At 69.9% G+C, this 25,035-nt stretch carries 23 protein-coding genes and 1 pseudogene; 6 read left to right on the top strand and 18 right to left on the bottom strand.

Features of this window, described 5'->3' with window-relative positions; translation table 11 throughout:
* Positions 1 to 63 precede the first annotated feature (63 nt).
* From J3S20_RS17155 to purB, 3 genes are all read right to left on the bottom strand, one after another.
* Positions 64 to 807, bottom strand: coding sequence for an NRDE family protein (locus J3S20_RS17155; RefSeq protein ID WP_216837738.1), 744 nt, complete (start codon positions 805 to 807; stop codon positions 64 to 66).
* A 16-nt stretch (positions 808 to 823) separates the two neighbouring features.
* Positions 824 to 1,159 carry a hypothetical protein gene (locus J3S20_RS17160; protein ID WP_216837739.1) on the bottom strand — a complete coding sequence of 112 codons (336 nt, stop codon included), beginning with the start codon at positions 1,157 to 1,159 and terminating at the stop codon, positions 824 to 826.
* Between the two features lie 127 nt (positions 1,160 to 1,286).
* A complete protein-coding gene (purB, locus tag J3S20_RS17165) occupies positions 1,287 to 2,618 on the bottom strand; it encodes an adenylosuccinate lyase (protein ID WP_216837740.1) in 1,332 nt (443 codons plus the stop codon).
* A 117-nt stretch (positions 2,619 to 2,735) separates the two neighbouring features.
* On the opposite strand from purB, the pseudogene J3S20_RS17170 reads away from it, so the two are divergent.
* Both J3S20_RS17170 and J3S20_RS17175 read left to right on the top strand, forming a co-directional pair.
* Positions 2,736 to 3,362 (top strand): annotated as a pseudogene (locus J3S20_RS17170) (TerC family protein); the annotation flags it as partial.
* 164 nt (positions 3,363 to 3,526) lie between these two features.
* Positions 3,527 to 4,126 (top strand): hypothetical protein, encoded by a 600-nt coding sequence (locus tag J3S20_RS17175; protein ID WP_216837742.1) that lies wholly within the window; start codon positions 3,527 to 3,529, stop codon positions 4,124 to 4,126.
* Positions 4,127 to 4,249: 123 nt separating this feature from the next.
* Here J3S20_RS17175 and parE read toward each other — a convergent pair whose 3' ends face one another.
* From parE to J3S20_RS17190, 3 genes are all read right to left on the bottom strand, one after another.
* A complete protein-coding gene (gene parE, locus J3S20_RS17180) occupies positions 4,250 to 6,256 on the bottom strand; it encodes a DNA topoisomerase IV subunit B (protein WP_216837743.1) in 2,007 nt (668 codons plus the stop codon).
* Between the two features lie 98 nt (positions 6,257 to 6,354).
* Positions 6,355 to 6,843 (bottom strand): DNA starvation/stationary phase protection protein Dps, encoded by a 489-nt coding sequence (gene dps / locus J3S20_RS17185; RefSeq protein ID WP_216837744.1) that lies wholly within the window; start codon positions 6,841 to 6,843, stop codon positions 6,355 to 6,357.
* Positions 6,844 to 6,911: 68 nt separating this feature from the next.
* Entirely contained in the window at positions 6,912 to 8,531 is a 1,620-nt protein-coding gene (locus J3S20_RS17190; protein ID WP_216837745.1) for an MFS transporter, read from the bottom strand.
* Between the two features lie 94 nt (positions 8,532 to 8,625).
* Between J3S20_RS17190 and J3S20_RS17195 the strand changes: the two genes are divergently transcribed.
* The gene (locus J3S20_RS17195) at positions 8,626 to 8,988 is read left to right on the top strand and encodes a DUF962 domain-containing protein (protein ID WP_216837746.1); all 363 of its coding nucleotides are present in this window, start codon (positions 8,626 to 8,628) and stop codon (positions 8,986 to 8,988) included.
* Between the two features lie 3 nt (positions 8,989 to 8,991).
* Here the strand turns inward: J3S20_RS17195 and J3S20_RS17200 are convergent, their stop codons facing one another.
* From J3S20_RS17200 to J3S20_RS17220, 5 genes are all read right to left on the bottom strand, one after another.
* Positions 8,992 to 10,278 (bottom strand): NCS2 family permease, encoded by a 1,287-nt coding sequence (locus J3S20_RS17200; protein WP_216837747.1) that lies wholly within the window; start codon positions 10,276 to 10,278, stop codon positions 8,992 to 8,994.
* 254 nt (positions 10,279 to 10,532) lie between these two features.
* Positions 10,533 to 11,051 carry a MaoC family dehydratase gene (locus J3S20_RS17205; protein WP_216837748.1) on the bottom strand — a complete coding sequence of 173 codons (519 nt, stop codon included), beginning with the start codon at positions 11,049 to 11,051 and terminating at the stop codon, positions 10,533 to 10,535.
* Positions 11,052 to 11,083: 32 nt separating this feature from the next.
* The gene (locus tag J3S20_RS17210; protein WP_216837749.1) at positions 11,084 to 12,025 is read right to left on the bottom strand and encodes a hypothetical protein; all 942 of its coding nucleotides are present in this window, start codon (positions 12,023 to 12,025) and stop codon (positions 11,084 to 11,086) included.
* On the bottom strand, positions 12,022 to 13,317 hold the full coding sequence (locus J3S20_RS17215; protein WP_216837750.1) for a TRAP transporter large permease: 1,296 nt from the start codon (positions 13,315 to 13,317) through the stop codon (positions 12,022 to 12,024). The genes J3S20_RS17210 and J3S20_RS17215 overlap by 4 nt, the downstream gene beginning before the upstream one ends.
* Positions 13,314 to 13,838, bottom strand: coding sequence for a TRAP transporter small permease subunit (locus J3S20_RS17220; RefSeq protein ID WP_246602961.1), 525 nt, complete (start codon positions 13,836 to 13,838; stop codon positions 13,314 to 13,316). Before J3S20_RS17220 ends, J3S20_RS17215 begins: the two co-directional genes overlap by 4 nt.
* Before the next feature lie 71 nt (positions 13,839 to 13,909).
* Here J3S20_RS17220 and J3S20_RS17225 point away from each other — a divergent pair, with 71 nt between their 5' ends.
* Positions 13,910 to 14,281 (top strand): carboxymuconolactone decarboxylase family protein, encoded by a 372-nt coding sequence (locus J3S20_RS17225; RefSeq protein ID WP_216837752.1) that lies wholly within the window; start codon positions 13,910 to 13,912, stop codon positions 14,279 to 14,281.
* Positions 14,282 to 14,286: 5 nt separating this feature from the next.
* On the opposite strand, the gene J3S20_RS17230 is transcribed toward J3S20_RS17225, so the two are convergent.
* On the bottom strand, positions 14,287 to 15,288 hold the full coding sequence (locus tag J3S20_RS17230) for a TRAP transporter substrate-binding protein (protein ID WP_216837753.1): 1,002 nt from the start codon (positions 15,286 to 15,288) through the stop codon (positions 14,287 to 14,289).
* A 109-nt stretch (positions 15,289 to 15,397) separates the two neighbouring features.
* Here J3S20_RS17230 and J3S20_RS17235 point away from each other — a divergent pair, with 109 nt between their 5' ends.
* A complete protein-coding gene (locus tag J3S20_RS17235) occupies positions 15,398 to 16,171 on the top strand; it encodes an enoyl-CoA hydratase/isomerase family protein (protein ID WP_216837754.1) in 774 nt (257 codons plus the stop codon).
* On the opposite strand, the gene J3S20_RS17240 is transcribed toward J3S20_RS17235, so the two are convergent.
* From J3S20_RS17240 to J3S20_RS17250, 3 genes are read right to left on the bottom strand one after another with little or no spacing between them, the layout of a single operon-like run.
* On the bottom strand, positions 16,158 to 17,420 hold the full coding sequence (locus J3S20_RS17240) for an amidase (RefSeq protein ID WP_216837755.1): 1,263 nt from the start codon (positions 17,418 to 17,420) through the stop codon (positions 16,158 to 16,160). The genes J3S20_RS17235 and J3S20_RS17240 overlap by 14 nt on opposite strands.
* Positions 17,417 to 18,808, bottom strand: coding sequence for a phenylacetate--CoA ligase family protein (locus J3S20_RS17245; protein WP_216837756.1), 1,392 nt, complete (start codon positions 18,806 to 18,808; stop codon positions 17,417 to 17,419). Before J3S20_RS17245 ends, J3S20_RS17240 begins: the two co-directional genes overlap by 4 nt.
* A gap of 20 nt (positions 18,809 to 18,828) precedes the next feature.
* Positions 18,829 to 20,157, bottom strand: a complete 1,329-nt coding sequence (locus tag J3S20_RS17250; RefSeq protein WP_246602962.1) for an MmgE/PrpD family protein — start codon at positions 20,155 to 20,157, stop codon at positions 18,829 to 18,831.
* Positions 20,158 to 20,206: 49 nt separating this feature from the next.
* Here J3S20_RS17250 and J3S20_RS17255 point away from each other — a divergent pair, with 49 nt between their 5' ends.
* The gene (locus J3S20_RS17255) at positions 20,207 to 21,436 is read left to right on the top strand and encodes an acetyl-CoA hydrolase/transferase family protein (protein WP_216837757.1); all 1,230 of its coding nucleotides are present in this window, start codon (positions 20,207 to 20,209) and stop codon (positions 21,434 to 21,436) included.
* A 2-nt stretch (positions 21,437 to 21,438) separates the two neighbouring features.
* Here the strand turns inward: J3S20_RS17255 and J3S20_RS17260 are convergent, their stop codons facing one another.
* From J3S20_RS17260 to J3S20_RS17270, 3 genes are all read right to left on the bottom strand, one after another.
* Complete coding sequence (locus tag J3S20_RS17260) at positions 21,439 to 22,566, bottom strand: CaiB/BaiF CoA transferase family protein (RefSeq protein ID WP_216837758.1); 1,128 nt, start codon at positions 22,564 to 22,566, stop codon at positions 21,439 to 21,441.
* A gap of 2 nt (positions 22,567 to 22,568) precedes the next feature.
* Positions 22,569 to 23,759 (bottom strand): CaiB/BaiF CoA transferase family protein, encoded by a 1,191-nt coding sequence (locus J3S20_RS17265; RefSeq protein ID WP_216837759.1) that lies wholly within the window; start codon positions 23,757 to 23,759, stop codon positions 22,569 to 22,571.
* A 68-nt stretch (positions 23,760 to 23,827) separates the two neighbouring features.
* Positions 23,828 to 24,997 (bottom strand): acyl-CoA dehydrogenase family protein, encoded by a 1,170-nt coding sequence (locus tag J3S20_RS17270; RefSeq protein WP_216837760.1) that lies wholly within the window; start codon positions 24,995 to 24,997, stop codon positions 23,828 to 23,830.
* Positions 24,998 to 25,035: the final 38 nt, after the last annotated feature.

Genomic DNA, 25,035 nt, shown 5'->3' on the forward strand with positions numbered 1-25,035 from the left:
GTGCTATAGCAGGGCCCGCACGGCACCGCCACGCCAGGGCCGCAAGTCCGCGATGCGTGCCGGTCAGCCGGCCGCCGGAAGGGGCAGGTCGTGGAAGGGGGCGCGGCCGGGCGGGGCGGGGCAGAAGCGCCAGTGCCGCGCGCCGGGCGAAAGCGCCATTAGGCTGGCGCAGACGGTGCCGAAGCCGCGCACGCGCGGCACGCACAGCGCCTCGGCGATGCCGGCCTCGCCGAAGCCGTCATCCGCCAGCAGGTCTTCCCAGGCGTGCCAGTCGCCGCGGTCGGGATCGGGTACGGGGGCCTGGCGAAAACGCGGCAGGTGGCGGCGGATGCGCGGGCTGTCCAGGTCGTTCGGATCGTGGGCCGTGACCATGGTCAGCCCCTCGGCCAGTGGCACTGGCTCCGGCCGGCCATGGCCCAGGCCGCGCAGGAAGAAGGCGGATGCCGCATCGGCGATCACCAGGTTGAAGGGGCGCCAAGCCCCGGCATCGCGCGCGGCCAGCCGCGCCACGGCGGCCTCGGCCGAGGAGGCCTCAGCCGCTTCAAGCGGCAACAGCCCGCGGGAGGCCTTGCCTTCCGCCGGCCCCAGGCTGCCCGGCCGGTTGAGCGCCGCGGCCACCACCCCGCCTGGGCCCAGCGCCATCCAGGTGCCGCCCGCGCTGCGATCCAGGCCGCCCACCACCCCGGGCCGATCCGGCCAATGCCCGGCCGGCGCAAGCCAGGCCCGGTCGAGCCTTTCGTCGCGGTTAGCCGCCAGGATCAGCGGCCAGGCGGCGCCCGGCCGCCTGAGGAGCGCGACGGTACACACGCGGCAGGCAGCACCCTCAGAAGCGGAAGTAGAGCCCGACGCCCGGCGGCGGGGGCGGCCGGTAATAGCGCGGCGGCGGCGCATAATAGACCGGCGGCGGTGCGTAGTAGACCGGCGGCGGGCCATAGTAGCGCGGCGGCGGGCCGCGGTAATATCGGGGCGGCGGGCCGCGCCAGTGGCGGGGCGGCGGGCCGTGGTGGCGGCGGCCGCGATGCCAGCCATCCACCAGTACCACGCCCGGCTGCTCCATGACCGGCCCAACGAGGCCCGGCTGTTCGCTGAGCGGGCCGACCACCTTGGCCGAGGCCGGGGCAGCCCCGGCAAAAGCCAGAAGCGCGGCGCCAGCGGCCATTGGCAGAATTCTTGCCAGGAGACTCATGTGACCGACCTCCTTGTCGTTCAATGCTACCTAGGCATTGCTTGTGGCGAGACCTGGGCAAAACGTCATTCTGGCGATGACGCCCTCGCGAGCCGGCGCTTTATCCGAGGACTCGCCGGAATGTATTGTCGACATGGACGAAGTCCCGCGCCGGATCCATGGCGGCTTCCAGCGAGGCAGCATCCATATGGCCCGCCACCTCCGGATCGGCGAGGAGATTGGCGCGGAAGTCCCGGGCACCCGGCTGTCCCAGCGCCTGCCAGGTGGCCATGGCGGCGCGCTGCACGGCGGCATAGGCGGCCTCGCGGCTCAGCCCGGCCTGGGTCAGCGCCAGCAGGACCTTCTGCGAATGCACCACGCCGCCCAGGCTGGCCAGGTTCTCCTCCATCCGGCGCGGATAGATGGTGAGCTTGGCCATCATGCCGGTCAGGCGCATCAGAGCGAAATCCAGGGTAATGGTGGCATCCGGCCCGATCACCCGCTCCACGCTGCTATGGCTGATATCCCGCTCATGCCACAGCGCCACATTCTCCAGCGCCGGCATGGCATAGCCGCGTACCAGGCGGGCTAGGCCGGTCAGATTCTCGGACAGCACCGGGTTGCGCTTATGGGGCATGGCGCTGCTGCCCTTCTGCCCGGCATGGAAGAATTCCTCCGCCTCCCGCACCTCGCTGCGCTGCAGGTGGCGCACCTCGACAGCCAGGCGCTCCACGCTGCTGGCGACCACGGCCAGGGCGCAGAAGAAGGCGGCGTGGCGATCGCGCGGGATCACCTGGGTGGAGACCGGCTCCACCGCCAGGCCGAGCTTCGCCGCGACATGGGCTTCGACGCGAGGATCGACACTGGCGAAGGTGCCCACCGGGCCGCTGATGGCGCAGGTGGCGACCTCCGCCCGCGCCGCCACCAGCCGGGCGCGGTTGCGCTGGAATTCAGCATAGTGGCCGAGCAGCTTCAGGCCGAAGGTGGTGGGCTCCGCATGGATGCCGTGGCTGCGGCCGATGGTCGGCGTATGCCGATGCTCCTCCGCCCTGTCGCGCAGCGCCTGGAGCAGCGCGTCGACATCGGCGATCAGCAGGTCCGCGGCGCGCGTCATCTGCACGGCCAGGCAGGTGTCCAGCACGTCGCTGCTGGTCATGCCCTGGTGCAGGAAGCGGGCTTCCGGACCGATTCCCTCGCCCAGCCAGGTCAGGAAGGCGATGACGTCGTGCCGCGTCTCGCGCTCGATCGCATCGATGCGCTCCAGGTCGGCCGCACTGATCGCGGCGACCTTGGCGTCGCCGCCACGGCGGATCGCCTGCGCGGCCTCGGCCGGGATGGTGCCAAGCTCCGCCATGGCCTCCGCCGCCAGCGCCTCGATCTCGAACCAGATCCGGAACCGCGTCTCGGGTGACCAGATTGCCACCATTTCAGGACGGCTGTAGCGGGGGACCATCGACCGAATTCCATGCGCGATTGAGCGAGCGTCTCATCGCGCGCCAAGCAGGCGGTTGACAAGTCTCCCGCAGAACGTGGCATTAGCGGCGCCGAAGCGGGATGGATACTGCGAAACATGGATTTTTCTTCATTTGGACCAGAGCTCGTTGCGCTCGGGCAGGTCCTCTTCATCGACATTGTGCTGGCCGGCGACAATGCGATCGTGGTCGGCATGGCGGCGGCCGGCCTGCCCGCCGAGCAGCGCCGCAAGGCGATCTTCTGGGGCATCATCGCCGCGACGGTGATGCGCATTGCCTTCGCCTCGATCACCGTGCAGCTGCTGTCCATCGTCGGCATCGTGCTGGCCGGCGGCGTGCTGCTGCTCTGGGTCTGCTGGAAGATGTACCGCGAGCTGCGCAGCGGCGGCAGCCATGCGGAACAGGAAGGCGTGGATGCGCTTGAGGGCGAGCCCGGCGGTCCGCCGCGCAAGACGCTGAAGCAGGCGATCATCCAGATCCTGGTCGCCGACGTCTCGATGAGCCTCGACAACGTGCTGGCCGTGGCCGGCGCGGCCAAGGACCATCCCTATATCCTCATCATCGGCCTCGCCTTCTCGGTGGTGCTGATGGGTGTGGCCGCGACGCTGATCGCGCGCCTGCTGGACAAGCATCGCTGGATCGCCTGGGTCGGCCTGCTGGTCATCCTCTATGTCGCCATCACGATGATCTATGAGGGCACGAACCAGATCGCCGATACGGTGCCGCAGGCATACGGCTACCTGTTCCTGCCGCTGGGCTGGATGGCGCTGCCGGGGGTCTTCCCGATCAGCCTCTGGGTCCTCGCAACGGTGCTGCATGTGGCGGTGCTGGCGGTGGTCGCCACCCTGATGGTGGACCTGACGCGCCACATCACCAAGCGGAACGAGGGATGAGGCGCGCCGCGCTTCCGGTCCTCGCGGCGCTGGTCGCACTCGCGGCCTGCGCCGAGGGGCCAGGCCGTGATGGCGCGGCGACCGGGCGTGCCGGAAGCCGGCCGAGCCTGGAGCAGATGGCGGCCCGGCTGCCCGCCGAGGTCGCCAGCTTCAGCCGCGGCGAAACCACCTGGCATGAGCGCGACCGGCCGGGCTTCGGCCTTGCCGTGGATTATGCCGGGCCGGCACGCAGCGCCGTCTCCACGGTCAGCATCTACGACCGCGGCGAGGCGATGGTTCCGCAGGAGGTGGCCTCGGCCGCGATCCAGCGGGAGTTCAATGCCGCGGTCCAGGACGCGCTCGCTTTGGCCGACCAGCGCACCAGCCAGCGCATTACCGAGGGCGTGCGATCCGAGATCGCCGTGCCCGGCCAGGCGGCGCTGCAATGCGTGGACCTGCGCAGCACCTATGGCCGCGCCCAGGTGCAGACGCTGCTCTGCGTCGGCGGCGCCGCCGGGCGCTATCTTAAGGTGCAGGTCACCTCGCCGGTACGGCAGGTCCGCCCGGTGGACCCGCTGCCCTTCGTCGTCGGAATCGCCCAGGCCGCGCGCGGCTGAGAGAGCGGGGTGGGTGCCTTAGAGTACGAGATGCGTCCTCTCGGACGGATTTCGTGCTCTACAAGCTATTGTTTCTAAGGCACGAAATCCGACAACACTGATCCAGTTTCATCGGATGGTGCTTTAGGCGTCCACCGCCTCCTCGTCCAGCTTCGCGGCATTGTCCTGGATGAAGCGGAAGCGCAGCTCCGGCCGCCGTCCCATCAGCGCTTCCATCAGTTCCGAAGTCCGCGCCCGCTCCTCCGGCGGCAGGACCACGCGCAGCAGGGTGCGGCGCTTCGGATCCATGGTGGTCTCCTTCAGAGAGGCCGGCGGCATTTCGCCGAGGCCCTTGAAGCGGCTGACATCCACCTTCTGGTTCGCCTTGAATTCCTTCTTCAGCAGCCGCTCGCGGTCCGCATCGTCGCGGGCATAGACGGTCTTGCCTTGGGCCTGCAGCCGGAACAGCGGCGGCTGGGCCAGGAAAAGCCGGCCCTGGCGCACCAGCTCCGGCAATTCCTTGTAGAAGAAGGTCATCAGCAGGGCGGCGATATGCGCGCCGTCCACATCCGCATCCGTCATGATGACGATGCGGCCGTAGCGCAGCTTCCCCAGGTCGAAGCGGTCCCCGGCGCCGCAGCCCAGCGCCTCGATCAGGTCGCGCAGCTCCTGGTTCTGGCGCAGCTTGTCGGCGCTGGCGCTGGCGACGTTCAGGATCTTGCCGCGCAGCGGCAGCACCGCCTGGGTTTCCCGGTCGCGCGCCTGCTTGGCGGAGCCGCCGGCCGAATCGCCCTCCACCAGGAAGAGCTCCGTGCCATCGACACCTTCGCGGGAGCAGTCGGCCAGCTTGCCGGGCAGGCGCAGCTTGCGGGTGGCGGATTTGCGCGGCGTTTCCTTCTGTTCACGGCGCCGGATGCGGTCCTCGGCCCGCTCGATGCACCAGGCCAGAAGGTTGTCGGCGCGGCCGGGGTCGCCGGCCAGCCAATGGTCGAAATGGTCGCGCAGCGCGGCTTCCACCAGGCGCGCCGCTTCCGGGCTGGTCAGGCGGTCCTTGGTCTGACCCTGGAATTGCGGATCCCGGATGAAGACGGAGAGCATGCCGGCCAGGCCGCCCAGCATATCCTCGGCCGTGACATTGGCCGCCCGGCGTTCCTTCTTCAGCTCGCCATAGGCGCGCAGGCCCTTCACCAGCGCGGCGCGCAGCCCGGCCTCATGCGTGCCGCCCTGCGGCGTCGGGATGGTATTGGCGTAGGTGGAGAGGAAGCCGTCGCCGTGGTCCAGCCAGGTCACCGCCCATTCGGCGCGGCCGGCGCCTTCCGGGAAGCTGGCCTCGCCGGCCCAGGGGGTCGGCACCACGGGGGCACGCCCCTCGACGGAGGCGGCCAGGAAGTCTGACAGCCCGCCCGGGAAATGCAGCACCGCCTGGGCCGGCGTGTCCGTGCCCTCGACCAGCTTCGGGTCGCAGGACCAGCGGATCTCCACCCCGCGGAAGAGATAGGCCTTGGACCGGCAGAGCCGGTGCAGCCGGGCCGGGTTCAGCAGCTGCTTGCCGAAGATCTCCGGGTCCGGCTTGAAGCGCACCTGCGTGCCGCGGCGATTGTGCACGGGCCCCACGGTCTTCAGCTTCTGAACCGGCCGGCCGCGTTCGAAGGCGTGGGCATAGAGGGTGCGGTCACGCGCGACCTCCACCTCCATGCGCTCCGACAGCGCATTGACGACGGAGGAGCCGACGCCATGCAGACCGCCCGAGGTCTCATAGGCCTTGCCGGAGAACTTGCCGCCCGAATGCAGCGTGGTGAGGATCACCTCCAGCGCCGAAAGCTTGGGAAAGCGCGGATGCGGGTCCACCGGGATGCCCCGACCATTGTCGCGCACGGTCAGCCAGCTGTCGGCCTCCAGCGAGACCTCGATTCGGTCGGCATGGCCGGCCACGGCCTCGTCCATGGAATTGTCCAGGATCTCGGCCGCCAAATGGTGCAGGGCGTTCTCATCGGTGCCGCCGATATACATGCCGGGGCGGCGCCGAACCGGCTCCAAGCCCTCGAGGACCTCGATATCCTTGGCGGAATAGTCGGACGGCGCGGGGGCTGCAGGCGCGGCGGGCTTGGGTACGGGCTTGGCGGCGCGGCTGGCCTTGAACAAGTCGTTCATGCTGTGTTCTCAAGTTCCGGCCCAAGATAGCGGCCGGCCGCGCCCCGCACAACCAAAGCGCAAGGCCTTGGTCGCGCGGGGCGCGATCAGGCGGCGGCTCAGTTGGTGGCCGTCGCCTCCAGCATCCACAGCGCCTTGTCGAGGTTCTTCGAGACATTGGTCAGGATATCGGCGGTATCGGCATCGCCGGCCTCATCCGTCTCGTCGATGCCCTCGCGCACCGACTTGGCGAGCGCCGCGTAGCGATCCATCAGCGCCGTCACATGGTCCGCGCCGGCCTTCAGATCGGCCGGATAGGCGGCCAGGCGAGTCTTGGACGCGACATTCTGGCTGGCGCCGATCGCCGTGCCGCCGAGCTGCACCAGGCGCTCCGCCAGCAGGTCGATGTCGCCCTCCAGCGTGCCGTAGAAGGTCTCGAACATCAGGTGCAGGCCGTGGAAGTTCGGGCCCTTCACGTTCCAATGCGCCTGGCGCGTGGTGTTATACAGGTCGATGCTGTCCGTCAGGCAGGCCTGCAGCACCTCGATCGAGGCGGCCTTGGTATTGTCCTGCAGGTCGTTGCGGCTTTTGGGGGCGGACTTGGCCATGGGGGAGGGTGTCTCCATTGCTGTTGCGTCGGCCCTAACGTAGCGACCGGCCCTGGCGTTGCATCCCCTCAGCCCGGCAATCCGGGCATGACATTCAGGTAGCGCGCAGCCTCCGGCGCCGCCGACCCGCGATGCAGCGCGGCGGCGCGGGCGAGGATGCTGCGGTCCCATTCTGTCATCCGCTCCTCCTCCCGCAGATGCTCGGTCCAGCTTTCCATCAGCCAGAGCTCCACCCACAGCTCGGGATGCGCGACATCCTCATAGAGCCGCCAGCCCTGGGCGCCGCTGCGCAGCCGCACCTGGCGGCAGGCGGCCATGGCGGCCAGGAAGGCAGCGCGGTCGGCGGGGTCGATCCGGTAGCGCACGGCCTCCAGCACCCTGCCGCTGTCATCGTTCAGCAGCGCGGCCAGGGACTGGGCGGCGGGCTCGGGCCGCGGCACGGCCGGCGGGCTGGCATCCCCGGCCTGGCCGGCCAGTTCAGCGGAGGGCGCCTCGATCGGGTAGCGCCGCACCAGCAGGCCGGTGACCGCGCAGAGCACCCCGGACAGGCCCATGGCATAGCCGATGCCGAAGCTCTCCCCGCCCCAGCCGCCGAAGCCCGCCCCCAGGGTCAGGCCGCCGAAGGTCACCAGCTGGTAGATGCCGATGGCGCGCGCCCGCACCCAGCTCGGCACCGAAAGCTGCGCCGAGGCCTGCAGGGTGGAAGCCCCGGCCAGCCAGCCGACGCCGTAGAGCAGCATGGCGAGCATGGCGACCGCCCAATGCGTCGCCTGGCCCAGCAGCACCAGGGCGGCCCCGGTCAGCACCGCCGCCGCCGTCACCGTGCCGCTGCGATCCAGCCGGGCGCGGAGCGAGGGCAGCAGGAAGCCGGCGCCCACCGCGCCGATGCCCATGGCGGCCAGCATGATGCCGAACCATTCGGGCCCGAGCCCCAGCTGCTGGCGCACCAGCAGCGGCAGCAGCCCCCAGAGCACGGCGGCGAACAGGAAAAAGACGAAGCCGCGCAGCATGATGCCGCGCAGCACCGGGCTGGCCCGGGTATAGCCAAGGCCTGCGCGGATGGCGGACAGGAAGTGCTCCTTCGGCAGGCTCGCCCGCGGTGCCTCCCGCTTCCACAGCACCAGGGCCAGGATGACGACGAGGAAAGAGACGGCGTTCAGCGCGAAGGTCGCCTCCGCCCCCGCCGCCGCCACGGTGAAGCCGCCCAGAGCCGGGCCGATGGTGCGCGACAGGTTGAAGCCGATGCCGTTCAGGACGATGGCCCCGGTCAGGTCCTGGCGCGGCACCGTCTCCGGCGTCGTCGCCGCCCAGGCCGGGGAATTCATCGCCGTGCCGACGCCGATGGCGAAGGTCAGCGCCACAAGCCCCCAGGGGCCGAGCTGCCCGGTCCAGGCGAGGATCGCCAGCAGCGTGCCGGCGCCGGCGATCCAGGCCTGGGCAAAGATCAGGAAGCGCCGGCGATCGACGATATCCGCCAGGGCGCCGGCGGGCAGGGCCAGCAGGAAGACCGGCAGCAGGCTGGCCACCTGCACCATGCTCACCATCAGCGGCGAGGGGGCGAGGGAGGTCATCAACCAGCCGGCGCCGGTGTTCTGCATCCACATGCCCGTGTTGCTGCACAGATTGGCCAGCCAGAGCATGCGGAAGGCGGGGTGGCGGAGCGGGGTGAGGGCGCTGGGAAGTTGCATCGCCGGCAGGGTGGCTGGGGCAGGGCGCCAGGGAAAGCGTTTCGTGCAGAATTTTGCCACGAGGCCCACGGCCTTCGCCTATCCTGGACCCGCCATGACGCCGCCAAATCCCGCGACCCCGCATCCGGAAAGCTATGCCGAATTCTGGCCGCACTACCTGCGCGCCCATGCCCATCCGCGCACCCGCGCCATCCACGCGGCGGGAACGGTCGCCGGGCTGGTGGTCTTCCTTTGGGGCCTGGTGGCGGGGCCGGCCTGGCTGATGCTGCTGGCGCTGGTCATCGGCTATGGCGCGGCCTGGGCCTCGCACCTGCTGATCGAGCACAGCCGGCCGGCCACCTTCGGCCATCCGCTCTGGTCGCTCGGCAGCGACCTGCGGATGGCCTGGCTGCTGCTGACCGGGCGGCTGGAGGGGGAGCTGCGACGGGCCGGGCTGGATCCCCTCGGCCCGCGCTGAGCATCAGGCCAGGGCGAACTTCACCACCGACATGGCGGCCAGCAGCCAGACGGCGCCATGCACCTCCGCCGCGCGGCCAGCCATCACCTTGATCAGCGCATAGGTGATGAAGCCGAGGCCGAGGCCGGTGGCGATGGAGAAGGTGAAGGGCATGGCCAGCGCCGTCAGGATCGCCGGCAGGTATTCCGTGGCATCGTCCCAGGCCAGGTCCTGCAGCCCCTTGGCCATCAGGCAGGCGACGAAGAGCAGGGCCGGGGCCGTGGCGATGGCCGGAATGGCGGTGGCCAGCGGCGCGAGGAACAGGGTCAGCAGGAAGAGCACGGCGACCGTCACCGCCGTCAGCCCGGTGCGGCCGCCCGCCTGGATGCCGGCCGCGCTCTCGATATAGCTGACGGTGGTGGAGGTGCCGAGCGCCGCGCCGATCATCGCGCCGCCGCTATCGGCCATCAGCACCCGCCCCAGCCGCGGCACCGTGCCATCCGGGTTCATCAGGCCGGAGCGGTGGGCGGTGGCGATCAGCGTGCCGGTATTGTCCAGCAGGTCCAGCAGGAAGAAGGTGAAGACGATCGCGACCAGGCCCAGCTGCAGGGCGCCGGCGATATCCATCTGCAGGAAGGTGGGCGCGAGCGACGGCGGCAGGGAGATGAGGCCCTTGAACTCGGTCAGGCCGAAGGGCAGGCCGATGGCCGCGGTGGCCAGGATGCCCAGCACGATGGCCCCCGGCACGGCGCGGGCCGCGAGCCCCGCGATCAGCAGGAAGCCGGCGCAGGCGATCAGCGTGCCCGGCGCCGTCACGCGACCCAGGCCGATCATGGTGGCCGGATTGGCCACCACCAGGCCCATGCCCTGCAGGCCGATCAGCGCCAGCAGGAAGCCGATGCCCGCGGCGATGCCGAGCTTGAGCGACATGGGGATGCCGTTGATCAGCCATTCCCGGATGCGCAGCACCGAGACCAGGAAGAACAGCAGGCCGGAGACGAAGACGGCACCCAGTGCCACCTGCCAGGGAATGCCCATGGCGCCCACCACGACGAAGGCGAAATAGGCGTTCAGCCCCATGCCCGGCGCCAGCGCGATGGGATAATTGGCCAGCAGCCCCATCAGCAGGCTGCCGATGGCGGCCGCCAGGCAGGTGGCGACGAAGGCCGCCCCCTGGTCGATGCCGGCCGCCGCCATGATCGAGGGATTGACCACGGCGATATAGACCATGGTCAGGTAGGTGGAGAGGCCGGCCAGGACTTCGGTGCGCGGCGTGGTGCCGCGCGCGCTGAGTTCGAAGAACCGATCCATGGAAGGCCGCTCCGGCAGGTCTGGAATGCCGGAGCCTAAGCGGTGGTGCCGGGCTGTCCAGACCGGTCAGAGGCCGTTTGAGAATGGCGGCCGCTGAGGGCCCGCAGGCGATTTTTCGTCCCTGCCAGGCGCCGGATGCAGCCGATGCTGGTTGCATCGGCAAATCCGGCGTCGCGCGAGCAGCGCGCCCGAGGCGCGACGCAGGGGCGGAAAAGCGCCGCGGGACCGACCGGCTGCTGTTCTCAAATGGCCTCTCAGTAATTCGCCTTCTTCTCCACGTCGAAGCCGCGCTTGGCGATCAGCATGGTGCGGTCGAATTCGCAGACCAGCTTGCCATCCTGGTTGAAGCCGCGGGTGCGGACATTGACGATGCCGGCATTCGGGCGGGATTTCGATTCGCGCTTGTCCAGCACCTCGCTCTCACCCGAGAGGGTGTCGCCGGCAAACAGCGGGAAGGTCAGCTTGATCTCCTTCCAGCCGAGATTGGCGATCGCCTTCTGGGAGACATCGCTGACGCTCATCCCCACCAGCAGCGCGACGGTGAAGGGGGAGCAGATGATGCAGCGGCCGAATTCGGAATGCTTGGCGTATTCCGCGTCAAAATGCATCGGGTGCTGGTTCATCGTCAGCAGCGTGAACCAGGTGTTCTCGGTTTCGGTGATCGTGCGGTTCGGCCGGTGCTCATAGATGTGGCCGGGCGCGAAATCCTCGAAATAGCGGCCGAAGCTCTCGCGGAAGCGGTTCGGCGCCACTTCGGCATGCGTCTGCACCATGCTGCGTTCTCCCAATTTGTCCGGACAAATTTCTAGCGCATCGCGCGATGGCGCGCGAGGGCCCGATAGGCCGGTGCGACCAGCATCGGCATGATGAAGAGCGTGAGTTGCGCCGCGGCCACGATCAGGCCGAGGTCGCTGTCCCCCGGCGCGCCGAGTGCGGCCAGCAGCAGCACCATGTTGCGCGATCCGCTGACCAGGGCTGCGGACAAAGCTCCCGCTACCGGCGCCGGCCGAAAGACCAGGTAGCCCAGCGCCTGCAGCAGCAGGTTCAGCCCCAGCGCGAAGCCGATCATGCCGAGGAACTGCAGCGGCCTTGCGGACAGCGCCTCTCCCACCCCGGCCATGCAGGGCAGGGCGGACAGCGTGACCAGGACGACGAGCCAGGCATCGATGGTCGGCGCCGCCTGGCGCAGCCGGGGCCTGCCGAGCGTCCAGACCACCACGGCCGCGCCCGCAAAACTGCTGCCCACCATCACGGCCAGGCGGATCGCCATGTCGAGCGGATCGACCTGCGCGCCCACACCCATCAGCCCCGCGACCAGCGGCAGCCAGAGCGGCGCCAGCGCATTGGAGGGAATCGCCACCACCGTCAGCAGCGCGGCATCGGCGCCGAGTAGCAGGGCGAAGGCGGCGGCCGACATGATGGAGGGCGTGGCCGACATCAGCACCGCCGCGGCGAGGAAGGTCGACCCCGCAGGCAGGATCGCGCCGAGCACCAGCCAGACCAGCAGCGGCACGCCGAGCGTGACCCAGAGCAGGATCAGCAGCGCCAGGCCTGGCCGCCGCAGCACCTGGCCGAAGGCGGCGGGCTCGATCCGCAGCAGGCCGAACAGCATGACGACGATGGAGATGGCCACGAGCCCTGGCCGCGTCGCCTCCGCCAGCCCTGGCAGGGCGATGCCGGCCAGGGCACCCGCCGCGATCAGCGGCAGGCCGTTGCGGCGGATCAGCCCGCCCAGGCCCCCGCTCATCCGCGCAGCGAGGTCGGCAGCGCCGTGACGATCTGCGGGAACAGGGTGATCAGAGCGGTGAAGACCATCATGATGACGCAGAAGGGCCAAGCATAGCCGGCGATGCGGAAGATGTTCTCCCTGGTCAGCCCCTGGATGACGAAGAGGTTGAAGCCGACCGGCGGGGTGATCTGCGCCATCTCGATGGTGATGATCAGGAAGACGCCGAACCAGATCGGATCGAAGCCCGCCGCCACGGCCAGCGGCAGCGTCACCGGCAGGGTCATGACGATGGCCGAGAGGCCATCCAGGATGCAGCCCAGCGCGAGGTAGAACAGCAGCAGCACGAAGATCAGCATGTAGGGGTGCAGGCCCCAGCCCTGGATGGCATTCGCCACATCCGCCGGCAGGCCCAGCCGCGCCATGGCCTTGGACAGGAACAGCGCGCCGACGATGATCAGCCCGATCATCGAGCAGGTCTTCACCGTGCCGAGCAGCGCGCCCCACATCCCGCGCAGCGTCAGCGTGCGCTGAGCCACGGCCACCAGCAGCGCGCCCAGCACGCCGATGGCCGCGGCCTCCGTGATGCTGGCGAAGCCAAAATACAGGCTGCCCATGATGAAGAGGATCAGGAAGGCGATGGGCACCAGCTGCAGCAGCGCGCGCAGCGCCTCCGCCAGCGGGATCGCCGGCTCCTTCGGTGGCACCAGCGTCGGGTCCATCCAGGCGCGGAAGGCGATGTAGCCCATGAACATCAGCGCCAGGCCCAGCCCCGGCACCAGGCCCGCCATGAACAGTTCGAGGATCGAGGCATCAGCGACGACGCCATAGACGATCATCGGGATGGAGGGCGGGATCAGGAAGCCCAGCGTGCCCGCACCGGCGAGAGAACCCACGGCAAGCCGGCGGTCATAGCCGCGGCCCAGCAACTCCTGCAGCGTGATCCGCCCGACCGTCGCCGTGGTGGCCGCGCTGCTGCCCGAGACCGCGGCGAACAGCGTGCAGCCCAGCACGTTCACATGCACCAGGCGCCCCGGCAGCCAGCGTGTCCAGGGCGAAAGGCCCTTGAACAGATTCTCCGACAGCCGCGTGTGGAACAGGATCTCGCCCATCAGGATGAACAGCGGCAGGGTCACCAGCTCCACCGCCGTGGCGCTGGACCAGATATCGCCGGCCAGGAAGCGGTCCACCCGCATGTCGCGGAAGGCCTCCAGCGCGACGATGCCGATCGACATCAGCGCGACGCCGACCCAGACGCCGCCCGCCAGCGTCACCACCAGCATGCCGAGGACGAGCAGGAGGGGGGCGGTCATTCCACGCCTCCGCTTGCCATTCCGTCGCCGAGGTCCGGCACCTCCCGCCGCAGCAGCCGGAGCAGCCGCGCGACGAAGCCGAGCAGCAGCAGCGTGACGCCCAGCGTCAGCAGCAACTGCGGGATCCAGGTGGGCGTGGCCATGGGATAGTAGGAGGTGCTGGCGAAATCGAAGCTGCGCAGCGTCTGCTGCCACAGCGTCGTGGTGGCGAAGCCGATGACGCCGATGGCGAAGACGCAGCCGGCCATGTCCAGCAGCCGCGCCGCCGCCGGCGGCAGGGCCTGCAGCAGCACCGCGACGCGAATATGCCCGCCCTGCCGCAGCGCCCAGCCGGCGCCGCAGAACAGCACAAAGCACTGCAGGTAGATGGCGTATTCCACCGCCCAGGGCTGCGACCAGTTGAAAAAGCTGGTGGCCAGCACTTCGACGATCAGGATCAGCGCGAGCAGCGCGGCGGAGACGGCGGCGACCCAGGCGCCGAGGGTGCAGAGCGCATCGACGCCACGAAGCAGCGCGGTCATCGCGGCTGCCCTCGCATCCCGCATCGGCGTCGCGTTACGCTGGGTGGCAGAGGCATTGGAAGGATCCCGTCATGGCCGACAAGGCCGAACATTTCGAAGCGACGCTGGGCGCCGTGCCCGAGAGCGTCGCGCTGCTGCGCCGCCATGCGCCGGAGGCCTTCGCCGCCTATGTCATGGCGCGCGAGGCCGCCTACCGCCTGCCGCCCGAGGGCCATCTGCCGCTGGCGAGCAAGGAACTGGTCTTCATCGTGCTGGACGTCGCGGCCGGCCATGTGGAGGGCGCCGTCGCGCATGCCGAGGCCGGGCTGCGCGCCGGCCTGACGCCCGGCCAGATCATGGAGGCGCTGGGCATCGCCATCCTGATTCATGGCCATCAATGCTGGGCCAGGGCCGGGGCCGCGGTGATGCGCCGTGTGGAGACGCTGGCCGCGAGCCCCGGCTGAAGGCCTCACGCCCGCCCGACGCGCCGGCGGAATTCCTGGATGATCGGACCCGCCGCCGGATTGGCGCGGGCGAAGTCATCCGCCATGGTCGCGGTCGCCGCGCGCATCGCCTGCACCAGCGCCGGAGCCGGTTCCTCCACCGTCATGCCATTGCGCTGCAGCTCCGCCATGCGCGTCGCATGCTCGGCCTTGGAGACGTTCCAGAACTCCGGCTCCATCCGCTTCGCCACCTCCTGGATGGTGGTGCGGGTGGCGGCCGGCAGGCGGCGCCAGCTTTCCAGGTTCACCAGCATCAGGTTGGTGGCCCAGAGGTGGTTGGTCGTATAAGCGTGCTTGAGGAATTCCCAGTAGCGCTGCGCGACCGCCGTGGTGCCGGAGGTCATCACCGCATCGACGCGGCCGGAGGCGAGCGCCGGGACCACATCCGGATTGTTCAGCTGCTGCGGCACCATGCCGAGCCGCGTGCACATCTCCGCCGTCACCCGGTCATAGGTGCGCATGCGCACGCCGCGCAGGTCGGCAGCGGTGACGATGGGCTTCTTGAAATAGAAGTTCTGCGTCGGCCAGGGCACCATATAGACCAGCGCCACGCCGCGCCGCTCCAGCTCCCGCTCCCAGGTCGCGCGGACCAGGCTGTGCATCACCTGCAGCTCGTCGTAATTGGCGATGAGGAAGGGCAGGCTCTCGATGCCCAGCAGCGGCAGGTCGCCGACATTCTGGAAGCCGGCCGATTCCGCCATCGGCACCACGCCATCGCCGACCGAGCGCACCGTCTCATTCGCGCGCACGCCGAGCGCACCGCCCGGATGCACCGTCATCTGCACGGCGTCGTTGGTGGCCTTCTTCACCTCGGCGGCGAAGTTTTGGGCATTGATCGTATGGAATTCCGTCGGGCCCCAGGGCAGCGAGATGTCCCAGCGCACCGGCGCCTGTGCGCTGGCACCGCGCGCCATCGCGCCAGCCAACACGGCACCCCCTGCCACCCGCATCACATCGCGTCGCTGCATGGTCCCACTCCTCGTCCCGATGGCCCCTTGCCCGAAGCCAAGCATGGGGCGTGCCGTTCGACAAGGAATTTGTACGGACAACTCGCCCGGCCCGGGTTAGGCTCTCGCCATGACCCTGCACCTGTTGCGCCACGGCGCCGTGGCGACCCTGCTGATCGACAATCCCGCGCGCCGCAATGCCATGGGACGCGCCATGTGGGCCGCCCTGCCGGGCCTTGTGGCGCAGGCGGTGGCAGATCCCGACATCGCGGTGATCGCGCTGACGGGGCAGGGTGCCCATTTCTGCGGCGGTGCCGATATCGCGGAGTTCGAGGAGAGCTACGCGACGGCGGAGGCCGCGAGCGCCAGCAATACCCTGATCCATGAGGCCGTGCAGGCCTTGGCCGATTGCCCAAAGCCTGTGCTGGCCTGCATCCGCGGTGCCTGCGTCGGCGGCGGCGTCGCCATGGCGCTGGCCTGCGACCTGCGGCTGGCGGCGGAGGATGCGCGTTTCGCCGTCACGCCCGTGCGACTCGGCCTGATCTACAGCCAGGCCGATACGCAGCGGCTGATGCGCGCCGTGGGTGCGGGGCGCGCGAAGGAGATGCTCTTCGCCGCCCGCATGGTGGAGGCCGCGGAAGCCGCGCGCATCGGCCTGGTGGAGCGGCTTTTCCCCGTCGAGGATTTCGCCGCCGCGAGCGAGGCCTACTTGGCCAGTCTTGCCGCCTCCTCCCGCCCCGCGCTGCGCGCCGTGAAGCGGATGGTGGCGGCGATCGAGGCGGGGGCGCCGCCGGCGGCGTCCGAGCTGCACGCGCTGTTCGAGGCGCAGTTCCACGGCGCGGATTTCGCGGAAGGCACCGCCGCCTTCCTCGCCAAGCGTCCGGCGCGCTTCACGGCGCGATGAGCAGCTCCGCCATGCCGAGGATCAGCGCCTCGGCATAGGGGCGGCCGACCAGCTGCACGGAGGCCGGCAGGCCGCCATCCTGCGCCGGCCAGGGCAGGGCGATGGCAGGCAGGCCGGCGAAATTGGCCAGCGCCGTGAAATCCGCCTGATCCACCGGCGCCGGCGTGCCATGGGCGAAGGCGCGTTGCGGCGCGGTGGGCATCAGCAGCGCGTCGCAGGACTGCAGCGCCCGCAGCGCGGCGGCTTTCACCTCTTCCAGCCGATGCAGCGCGCGCACCAGTCGCACCGTGCCGGCATCGCGGCCATAGGCCAGGGCGGCCCGGAAGCCGGGCGAGGCGGCCTGAGGGTCATCGACCAGCTCGGCATGCAGGGCGGCCGCCTCGGCTTCCACCAGCAGCAGGCCGGCGCGTCGTGCGACGGAGGGATTCCAGGCGGGCATCGGCACCGGCTCCACCACCGCGCCGGCCTCCCGCAGCCGGACGGCGGCAGCCGCCCAGGCGGCGCGCAGTTCGGGCTCCATGGTCGCGGCCAGCACCGGTTCCGGCAGGCCGATGCGCAAGCCGTCCAGGCGCGGCGGGGCCTCCGCCACGGCGCGCCACCCGGTGGGCGTGGGGCGCCAGCCGGGATCCTCCGGATCGTCGCACAGCATCGCCTCCAGCCCCAGCGCCGCCAGGCGCGGCGTGCGCGTCAGCATGCCGACCGTGTCGAGCGCCGGGGAGAGCGGCACGACGCCGCTGCGCCCGATCAGCCCCTGCGTCGGCTTCAGCCCCACCACGCCGCAATAGGCGGCCGGAATGCGGACGGACCCCATCGTGTCGCTGCCCACCGCCAGCGGCACGAAGCCCGCCGCCACCGCGGCGCCGGACCCGCCGGAGGAGCCGCCGGGGGTGAAGCCCTCGCGCAGCGGGTTGATGCAGCGGCCGAAGCCGGGAGTATCCGTCGTCGCGCCCAGCGCTCCCTCATGCATCGCCAGCTTGCCGAGGATCACCAGCCCGGCCGCGCGCAGCCCGCGCACGCAGGGCGCATCCGTCGTGGCAACGCGATTGCGGAAGGCGGCGATGCCGGCGGTGGTGCGCAGCCCCGCAACATCGACATTGTCCTTGATGCCGATCGCAACCCCATCGAGTTCGCCGTCGCCGCGCCGCGGTGTGGCCAGCGCGCCCGGCGCATCCACCTGCCAGAAGGCGCCGATCGCTGGATCTTCCCGCGCGATGCGATCGAGCAGGGCGGGGATGTCGCTGCCGCTCATTGGCGGTCGTCGACCAGGCGGATCGGTTTCTGGCGGCTTTCCACCTGGGTCAGCGCGGCGAGCGAACCCGGCGCGCAGAGCGCCACGCCGATCTCGACGCCGAGGCGCATGCGCAGCATGGCCTCCAGCTTTTCCTGCATCGCGGGCTCCGCCGCGCCACGGATTTCCAGATGCGCGGTCATCGTATCGCGCCCATCCGCACGGCTGACACGGCAGATGAATTCACCTGTCGCACCTTCCGCCTGCTCCACCAGCAGCGCGCCGATGCCGGTGGGGAACAGGTTGATGCCGCGCAGCTTCACCATGTTGTCGCTGCGCCCCAGAAATCCCTTCATGCGGCGGAAGGGAATGCCGAGCGGATTCGGCCCCAGCACTTCCTCCGTCACGTCATGCGTGTTGAAGCGGATGATCGGGAAGATATCGTCCTTGAACAGACAGGTGCAGATCATGTCGCCGAGCGTTCCTTCCGGCACCGGCAGGCCGGTATCGGGATCGGCGATCTCCAGCACATGAGCATCCTCCTGGATGTGCATGCCGCTGCGGTCCGGCCCCTCGCCGGCGATGATCCCGGTATCGCCCACGCCGTACCAGTCAAAGACCGCGGCACCGCCCCAGGCGGCGGAAAGGCTCGCCTGGGTCTCGCTGCCGAGATGCGCGCAGATCAGGCGGATGGGGATGTCGAGGCCGGGCTCAAACCCTTCCTCCCGCGCCACATCGGACAGGCGCTTGATGTAGTCGGCGAAGCCGACGATCGCGGTGGCGCCAAACTGCTTCATGATGAAGATCTGCTGCGCGGAGCGTGTCTCCACGCCCGTGCCGGCGGAGAGGAACCGCGCGCCGACCCAGTGGTGCACGGCCTCGCGGATATAGTGGCCACCATTGATCATGCCGTGGCCATAGACCGAATGCACCACATCGTCCCGCGTCATGCCGGCCATCAGGTACATGCGCGCCAGCAGGCGGTTCTGAACCTCGCGCGACTTGGCGCCGAAGAGCAGCGGCTGCGGCGTGCCGGTGGTGCCGCTGGTGGTGTGGAAGATGATCTGGGGCCGGCGCTCCGGCGGATGCGCATCCTGGCCGTGGAAATCGCCGAGCGGCGGATAGGCAGCGACCGAGGCCATCAGGTCCGACTTGTCATAGGCGGGCAGCTTCGGCAGATCGTCCAGGCCCTTGATATCGCCCGGCTCGATGCCCTTGGCGCCCCAGAGCCGCTGGTAGAAGGGCACCTTCCAGCCAAAGGCCATGATCTTCGCGAAATCGGCTTCCTGCCGCGCCCGCAGCGCATCGCGCGAAACGCCCTGCAGCGCCTGGGGAAAATCCGGGCCGATCGGGTAGTCGCGCAGCAGCGCCGGATGGTCCATGGCCGTGACATAGTCGAAGACCGGCATGCCGGGCGGTTCCTTTGCGGTCAGGGAAGCAGGGTATCGAGTGCCGCGGCCGGGGCGCCATCGGGCAAGGCGAGCGTCGCGGCGATGATGGCCTCGATCCGCGCAGCATCCACGCCGACGCTGGCCATCAGCATGCGGGCCTTGTCGAGAATGCGCTCGGGCGGCAGCGGGTTCTCGGGATCGCCCAGCGCATCCGGCACGACCGCCTGCCGGCGGCTGCCATTGGCCAGCGTGACGGTGACGGCGGCGCCGTAGCGCAGCGGATAGGCGGCGTGCAGTGCCTCGTCCTGGCGCAGCGTCACGCTCGCGCGCAGCGCGGCGAGTTCGGCATCCTGGTAGCCGGCCGGGGTGAAGGCGGCGAGCGGCGGCGGGCCATCGCGCAGCGCCACGGCGACCGCATGCTGCAGGGAGAATTTGGACTGCACCACGCTCTCGGGCGTCACCCGGTCGCAGAAGGCGATGGCATCGCCATAGCTGGCGACCTCCACCGTCGCGATCTCCGCCAGCGGAATGCCGTGCAGTTCCAGAGCCGCATCGATGCTGGCATGGCAGTGGCGGCAAGCGGGCCAGGGCTTGAAGCTGGTGGCATGCACCATCCAGGGCGCGTCGGGTTCCGCCAGCACGCGCTGCGGCCGCGCATCGGGCGCCAGGCCGGCGAAGACGCCGAACTGGCCCTCCAGGATTCCGCGCGGGCCGGTCAGGCCATCGGCAGCGAGCAGCGCGGCCTCCAGCCCCATCACGGCGGCGCGCGCTGTGTGCAGCTGCTTCGTCATCACCGGCTCCGACCGGCATTGCCAGACGCCGCCGGCCTGGGTGCCGGCATTGCCGAGCGCCCAGACCGTGGCGCGGTCATCCAGCCCGAGCAGCGAGGCCGCCGCCGCCACCGCGCCGAAGGGGCCGCAACTCGCAGTGGGATGGAACTGCCGGTAATGCGCGGGGCCCATGGCGCGGCCGATGCGGATCTCGGCCTCATAGCCGCGCAGGATGGCATCGAGCAGCGCCAGGCCGTCCGCACCGCGCTCGGTGGCGAGTGCCAGGGCTGTGGGGGCGATGACCGGGCCGGGATGCAGGATCGCCTCCCGATGCACGTCATCCATCTCCAGCACATTGCCGAAGGCGCCATTCGCGAAGGTCGCGTCGCGCGCGCTTGCAGTGCCGCCACCGATGATGCGGGCCGCCCCCTTGGGTTGCCGCGCGGCATGCGCCCGGAACACCGCACCCGTCTCGCTCGCCGCGCCGGCGACGGCGCAGCCGATCCAGTCCAGCAGATGCAGCGCCGCGCGCTGCCGGTCCGCCCGCGTGATCGGGCGATGCAACAGGGCGACGAGATCCTCGGTCAATGACGGCAAGGTACGATCCCGTTGGACAGAAAACTTGTCCGGACATATCAACGGAAGCATGCCCGCCATGCAAGCCATCTCGCCAGCCTCTTTCGTCGCCGCGCTACCGCGAGGGCTGCGCATCTTCATCGCCGGTTGCGGTGGCGAGCCCGGCGCCGTGCTGGATGCGATGGGGGCGCTGCCGGGCAGCACCTTGATCGCGCTGCCGGTGCCGGGCGTGAACCGTCGCGACCTCTCCGCCATCGCGCCGGTGGAGGTGGCCTTCATGACGCCGGAGTTGCGACCGGGCCTGGCCGCGGGCCGCGTGCGCTTTCGGCCGCTGCACTATTCGGCGGCCGAGGCCTGGCTGCGCGGACCGGCGCAGGCGGACATGGCCATCTTCCGATGCGCCGGGCCGCGCGATGGCAGCGTGTCCCTCGCGCTGGCGCATGACTTCGTCCCGGCGCTGGTCGCGGCCGGTGCCACGCTGGTGGCGGTAGTCGATCCCGCGCTGCCCGATGTGCCGGATGGCGTGAGGCTGCCGCTCGATCGGCTGCACGCGCTGGTCGACGGGCCCTCAGCCAATCCGCTGCTGCCGCTGGAGGAACCCGGCGAGGCCTTGCAGGCTCTGGCTGTGCATGCGGCGGCGCTCGTGCGGGATGGCGATACGGTGCAGGCGGGCATCGGCCCGGCGGCGGCCGCGGTGCTCGGCGCGCTGCGCGGGCATCGGCGCCTGCGCTTTCATGCTGGCATGATTTCGGACGCCGTGCCCGCGCTGCTGGATGCCGGCGCGCTGGAGCATGCGACGACCGGCACGGCGCTCGGCACCCAGGCGCTGTATGACCGCGTGGCGCGGGAGAGCCGCATCGCCTTCCGCGCGGTGTCGGAGACGCATGATGCCGGGCGGCTCGCCGCGATTCCGAACCTCGTCGCGATCAATGCGGCGGTGGAGGTGGACCTGCTCGGCCAGGCGAATTCGGAGGTGATCGAGGGCCGGCAGATCTCCGGCCATGGCGGCGTCGCGGATTTTGTGCGTGGCGCGCGGCGCAGCCCGGGCGGGCGGGCGGTGACGGCGCTGCTCTCGACCGGTCGCGGCGGCCGGATCAGCCGCATCGTGCCGGCTCTCGCCGCCGGCACGCCCGTGGCGATCACGCGCGCCGATATCGATGTGGTGGTGACGGAACATGGCGTGGCGGAGCTGCGCCATGCCGATCTGGACCAGCGGGCAGAGCGGCTGATCCGTATCGCCGCGCCGCCATTCCGCGATGTGCTGGCAAATCAGTGGGATGCGATGCGCCGCGCGATGTAGCGCTATTGCGAAAGGCGCCGCCGCGCCTCAGCCACCACCTCGGCCGTGTGTTCCCCGAGCGCGGGCAGGCGGGGGTTCAGCTGGCCGGGCTCGTCGCGGAACTTGATGGGCAGGCCGATATGAAGGTTGCCCTCCTCATCCCGCACCAGCATTTGCCGCGCCGCGACTTGCGGGCCCGCGAAGGCTTCCTTCAGGTCCAGCACCGGCGCGAAGCACACGTCGCGGCCGGCGAACCAGGCCTCCCATTCATCGCGCGTGCGCGTGCCAAAAATCTCGCGCAGGAAGGTTTGAGCAGGTTCGTGGCCGGGGCCGGGTGGGCCGGAGGCGCCGGGGATCAGGTCGGGGCGGTCCAGGGCGTGCAGCAGCGTCTCGACGAACTTGTGCTCGCTGCCGCCGAGCACCACCCATTTGCCGTCGCGCGTCGGATAGATGCCGTAGAAGGCGCCGCCGCCCCATTGGCGCTCGTGCTTGACCACGGGCGCGCGGTCCTCGCCGAAGACCGCGCCGGTGGCGTTGGGCAGCCAGGACAGGGTGGCGTCGAACATCGCCATGTCGATCACGTCGCCACGGCCCGTTGTCTCGCGCCGCAGCAGCGCCATCAGGATGCCCGATAGCGCGAGGAGGGAGGCGGTGACATCCGCCACGGGAATACCGGGATTGGTCGGCTTGCCATCCTGGCCCAAATTGACGGAGAGCGTGCCGGCCAGCGCCTCCACCGCCAGGTCATGCGCCGGGCGGCGGCTTTCGGGCCCGTCCTGGCCGAAGGCGGAGATGGAGCAATAGACCAGCCGCGGGTTCAGCGCCGTCATCGCGGTGGCCCCGATGCCGAGGCGATCCGCGACGCCGGGCCGGAAGGCCTCCACCATCACGTCGCAGGTCCGCGCGATATCGCGGAAGGCGGCCAGCTCCTCGGGCTTCTTCAGGTCCAGCACGATGGATTTCTTGCCGCGACCGATGTTGCGGAACCACACGCTGTGCCCGCCGGCGCGCTGGCCGATGCTGCGCACGGGCTCGCCGCTCGGCGGTTCCAGCTTGATCACCTCCGCGCCGTGATCCGCCAGCACCGTGGTGAGATACGGCCCCGGCAGGAACAGCGACAGGTCCAGCACGCGGATGCCCTGCACCTTCATGGTCAGACCGCCCCCAGCGCCCGCAACTGGGCGATTTCCGTTTCCGTGTAGCCGGCCTCCGCCAGCACCGCCGCGCTATCCGCGCCATGGGCGGGGGCGGCGCAGCCGGGCAGGCGCTGCCCGTCCAGCTTGATGGCGCTGGCCACCACCTTGAGGTCCCCGCGTGCCGGATGCGGCAGCTCCAGCACGCCGCCCTGGCTGCGGAAATAGGGGTTGTCCAGCGCCTCGGCCAGGCTGAGCACGGGCGCCACCGGCACCTTGCCCGCCAGCGCCTCCACCCATTGCGCGGAGTTGCGCGCGCGCATCACCGGATCGAGTGCGCGCATGAGATCCTCGCGATTCGCCAGCCGATCGTCGAAGCCCTTGAAGCGCGGGTCGGCGACGAGCTCCGGCACGCCGGCAATTTCGCAAAAGCTGCGCCAGAAGCCGGGCTTGATGCACATGACGAAGACATGGCCATCGGCTGTCGGGAACATCTCGCAGGGCACGACGGAGGGATGCCCCCCGCGCGGCCGCCGCGGCACCACGGTGCTGTCGTTCAGGTACCAGGTGGCGACATAGGTCAGGTTCTGCATCGCCACGTCATAGAGCGACACATCCATGTCGCAGCCGCGCCCGCTGGCGCGCGCGCCCATCACGCCGGCGAGCAGCGCGGTGGCTGCGGTGAGGCCGGAGAGGAAATCGACCAGCGACAGGCCGGCGCGCGCCGGCAGCGCATCCGGCTCGCCGGTCATGGCGCAGAAGCCGGCCTCGGCCTGGGCCAGATAGTCATAGGCCGGCCAGGCGGCGCGCGGGCCGGTGCGGCCATAGCCGGAGAGATGCACGCAGACGATGCCGGGCTTCACCTGCCCCAGCGCGGCATAGTCCAGGCCGAGCTTCGCCGGCAGGTCGCCGCGCAGATTGTTCAGCACCGCATCCGCATCCCGCACCAGGCGGTGCAGCGCATCCCGCGCGCCGGGCTTGCGCAGGTCGAGCGTCAGGCTGCGCTTGTTGCGGTTGAAGGTCTGGAAGTACTGGCTGTCATTCTCGCCGAGCGGATGCCCGCCGGTGTGGCGCGCGATGTCGCCCGGCAACTCGCCCTCGGCCGCCGGCTGTTCCACCTTCACCACCTCGGCGCCGAGATCGGCGAGGTTCATGGTGGCGAAGGGGCCGGCGCCGAATTGTTCGAAGCTGATGATCCGGAGGCCGGCCAACGGAAGCTTTGGTTGGCGGGGCCGATTCAGACCTTCGCGGCCTTCGCCGCTGCGGTCATCGGACCCGCTCACGCCGGAAACCGCTCGACCAGCTGTTTGGCGATAATGATGCGCTGGATCTCGTTCGTGCCCTCGCCGATGCACATCAGGGGTGCGTCGCGATAGTAGCGCTCCACATGGTATTCCTTGGAATAGCCGTAGCCGCCGTGGATGCGCAGCGCCTCCAGGCTGTTCTCCACCGCAGCCTCGCTGGCGAAGTATTTCGCCATGCCGGCCTCCATGTCGCAGCGCAGGCCGGCATCGTAGATGCGCGCCGCGTCATAGGTCAGCAGCCGCGCCGCCTGCACCCGCGTGGCCATCTCGCCGAGCTTGAGCTGGATCGCCTGGTGCTCGCAGATCGGCTTGCCCATGGTCTTCCGAATCTGGCTGTAGCGGACGGAATCCATCAGGGCGGCGGAGGCGAGGCCGCAGCCGCGGGCCGCCACGTTGATTCGGCCCAGCTCCAGACCGCCCAGCGCGGTCTGCAGTCCCTGGCCCTCGATCCCGCCGATGAGATTGGCGGCCGGCACGCGGTAGTCGTCGAAGACAAGCTCGGCGCTGTCGATGCCCTTGTAGCCCAGCTTCTCCAGCTTCTTCGAAACCGAGAAGCCGGGGCCCTTCGGCGCCAGCAGCATGGACATGCCCTTGTGGCGCGGCTTCGCCTCGCTGTCCGTCTTCACAAGCAGCGCGAAGCAGGAGCCGTGGATGCCGTTGCTGATCCAGGTCTTGGTGCCGTTGACGATGTAGTGGTCGCCATCCCGCACCGCGCGGGTGCGGATCGCCTGCAGGTCCGTGCCGCAATCCGGCTCGGTCAGCGCCAGCCCGCCGCGGATCTCGCCGCTGGCGAATTTCGGCAGCCATTCCGCCTTCTGTGCATCGGTGCCGAGGCGGGAGACGCAGGCGGCCATGATCAGGTGGCTGTTGAAGATGCCGGAGAGCGACATCCACACTTCCGCGATCTTCTCGACGATCTTCGCATAGACCGTGGCCGAGAGGCCGAGCCCGCCATACTCCACCGGGATGGTGGCGCCGAACAGACCGAGTTCCTTCATCTGCTCGACCATCTCGGCCGGCCATTCATCCGCATGTTCCAGCCGCAGCACATGCGGGCGCACGTCGCGGTCCAGCCACTTGGCGATGGTGTCGAGGAGGGCGGCCTCCTCCTCGGCTTCGGCCGAGCGGGCGACATGCGTGTCCATGGCGGCGATCCCCGTTGAAACTTGTCCGGACAAATATC

Origin of the sequence: Falsiroseomonas tokyonensis (assembly GCF_019024325.1) — a bacterium.
GTDB lineage: Bacteria > Pseudomonadota > Alphaproteobacteria > Acetobacterales > Acetobacteraceae > Falsiroseomonas > Falsiroseomonas tokyonensis.

Excerpts from the sequence above, each read along its gene's own strand:
- J3S20_RS17160 (WP_216837739.1), bottom strand. The coding sequence starts at position 1,159 with ATGGCCGCTGGCGCCGCGCTTCTGGCTTTTGCCGGGGCTGCCCCGGCC.
- purB (WP_216837740.1), bottom strand. The coding sequence starts at position 2,618 with ATGGTCCCCCGCTACAGCCGTCCTGAAATGGTGGCAATCTGGTCACCC.
- J3S20_RS17175 (WP_216837742.1), top strand. The coding sequence starts at position 3,527 with ATGAGGCGCGCCGCGCTTCCGGTCCTCGCGGCGCTGGTCGCACTCGCG.
- parE (WP_216837743.1), bottom strand. The coding sequence starts at position 6,256 with ATGAACGACTTGTTCAAGGCCAGCCGCGCCGCCAAGCCCGTACCCAAG.
- dps (WP_216837744.1), bottom strand. The coding sequence starts at position 6,843 with ATGGCCAAGTCCGCCCCCAAAAGCCGCAACGACCTGCAGGACAATACC.
- J3S20_RS17190 (WP_216837745.1), bottom strand. The coding sequence starts at position 8,531 with ATGCAACTTCCCAGCGCCCTCACCCCGCTCCGCCACCCCGCCTTCCGC.
- J3S20_RS17195 (WP_216837746.1), top strand. The coding sequence starts at position 8,626 with ATGACGCCGCCAAATCCCGCGACCCCGCATCCGGAAAGCTATGCCGAA.
- J3S20_RS17200 (WP_216837747.1), bottom strand. The coding sequence starts at position 10,278 with ATGGATCGGTTCTTCGAACTCAGCGCGCGCGGCACCACGCCGCGCACC.
- J3S20_RS17205 (WP_216837748.1), bottom strand. The coding sequence starts at position 11,051 with ATGGTGCAGACGCATGCCGAAGTGGCGCCGAACCGCTTCCGCGAGAGC.
- J3S20_RS17210 (WP_216837749.1), bottom strand. The coding sequence starts at position 12,025 with ATGAGCGGGGGCCTGGGCGGGCTGATCCGCCGCAACGGCCTGCCGCTG.
- J3S20_RS17215 (WP_216837750.1), bottom strand. The coding sequence starts at position 13,317 with ATGACCGCCCCCCTCCTGCTCGTCCTCGGCATGCTGGTGGTGACGCTG.
- J3S20_RS17220 (WP_246602961.1), bottom strand. The coding sequence starts at position 13,838 with ATGACCGCGCTGCTTCGTGGCGTCGATGCGCTCTGCACCCTCGGCGCC.
- J3S20_RS17225 (WP_216837752.1), top strand. The coding sequence starts at position 13,910 with ATGGCCGACAAGGCCGAACATTTCGAAGCGACGCTGGGCGCCGTGCCC.
- J3S20_RS17230 (WP_216837753.1), bottom strand. The coding sequence starts at position 15,288 with ATGCAGCGACGCGATGTGATGCGGGTGGCAGGGGGTGCCGTGTTGGCT.
- J3S20_RS17235 (WP_216837754.1), top strand. The coding sequence starts at position 15,398 with ATGACCCTGCACCTGTTGCGCCACGGCGCCGTGGCGACCCTGCTGATC.
- J3S20_RS17240 (WP_216837755.1), bottom strand. The coding sequence starts at position 17,420 with ATGAGCGGCAGCGACATCCCCGCCCTGCTCGATCGCATCGCGCGGGAA.
- J3S20_RS17245 (WP_216837756.1), bottom strand. The coding sequence starts at position 18,808 with ATGCCGGTCTTCGACTATGTCACGGCCATGGACCATCCGGCGCTGCTG.
- J3S20_RS17255 (WP_216837757.1), top strand. The coding sequence starts at position 20,207 with ATGCCCGCCATGCAAGCCATCTCGCCAGCCTCTTTCGTCGCCGCGCTA.
- J3S20_RS17260 (WP_216837758.1), bottom strand. The coding sequence starts at position 22,566 with ATGAAGGTGCAGGGCATCCGCGTGCTGGACCTGTCGCTGTTCCTGCCG.
- J3S20_RS17270 (WP_216837760.1), bottom strand. The coding sequence starts at position 24,997 with ATGGACACGCATGTCGCCCGCTCGGCCGAAGCCGAGGAGGAGGCCGCC.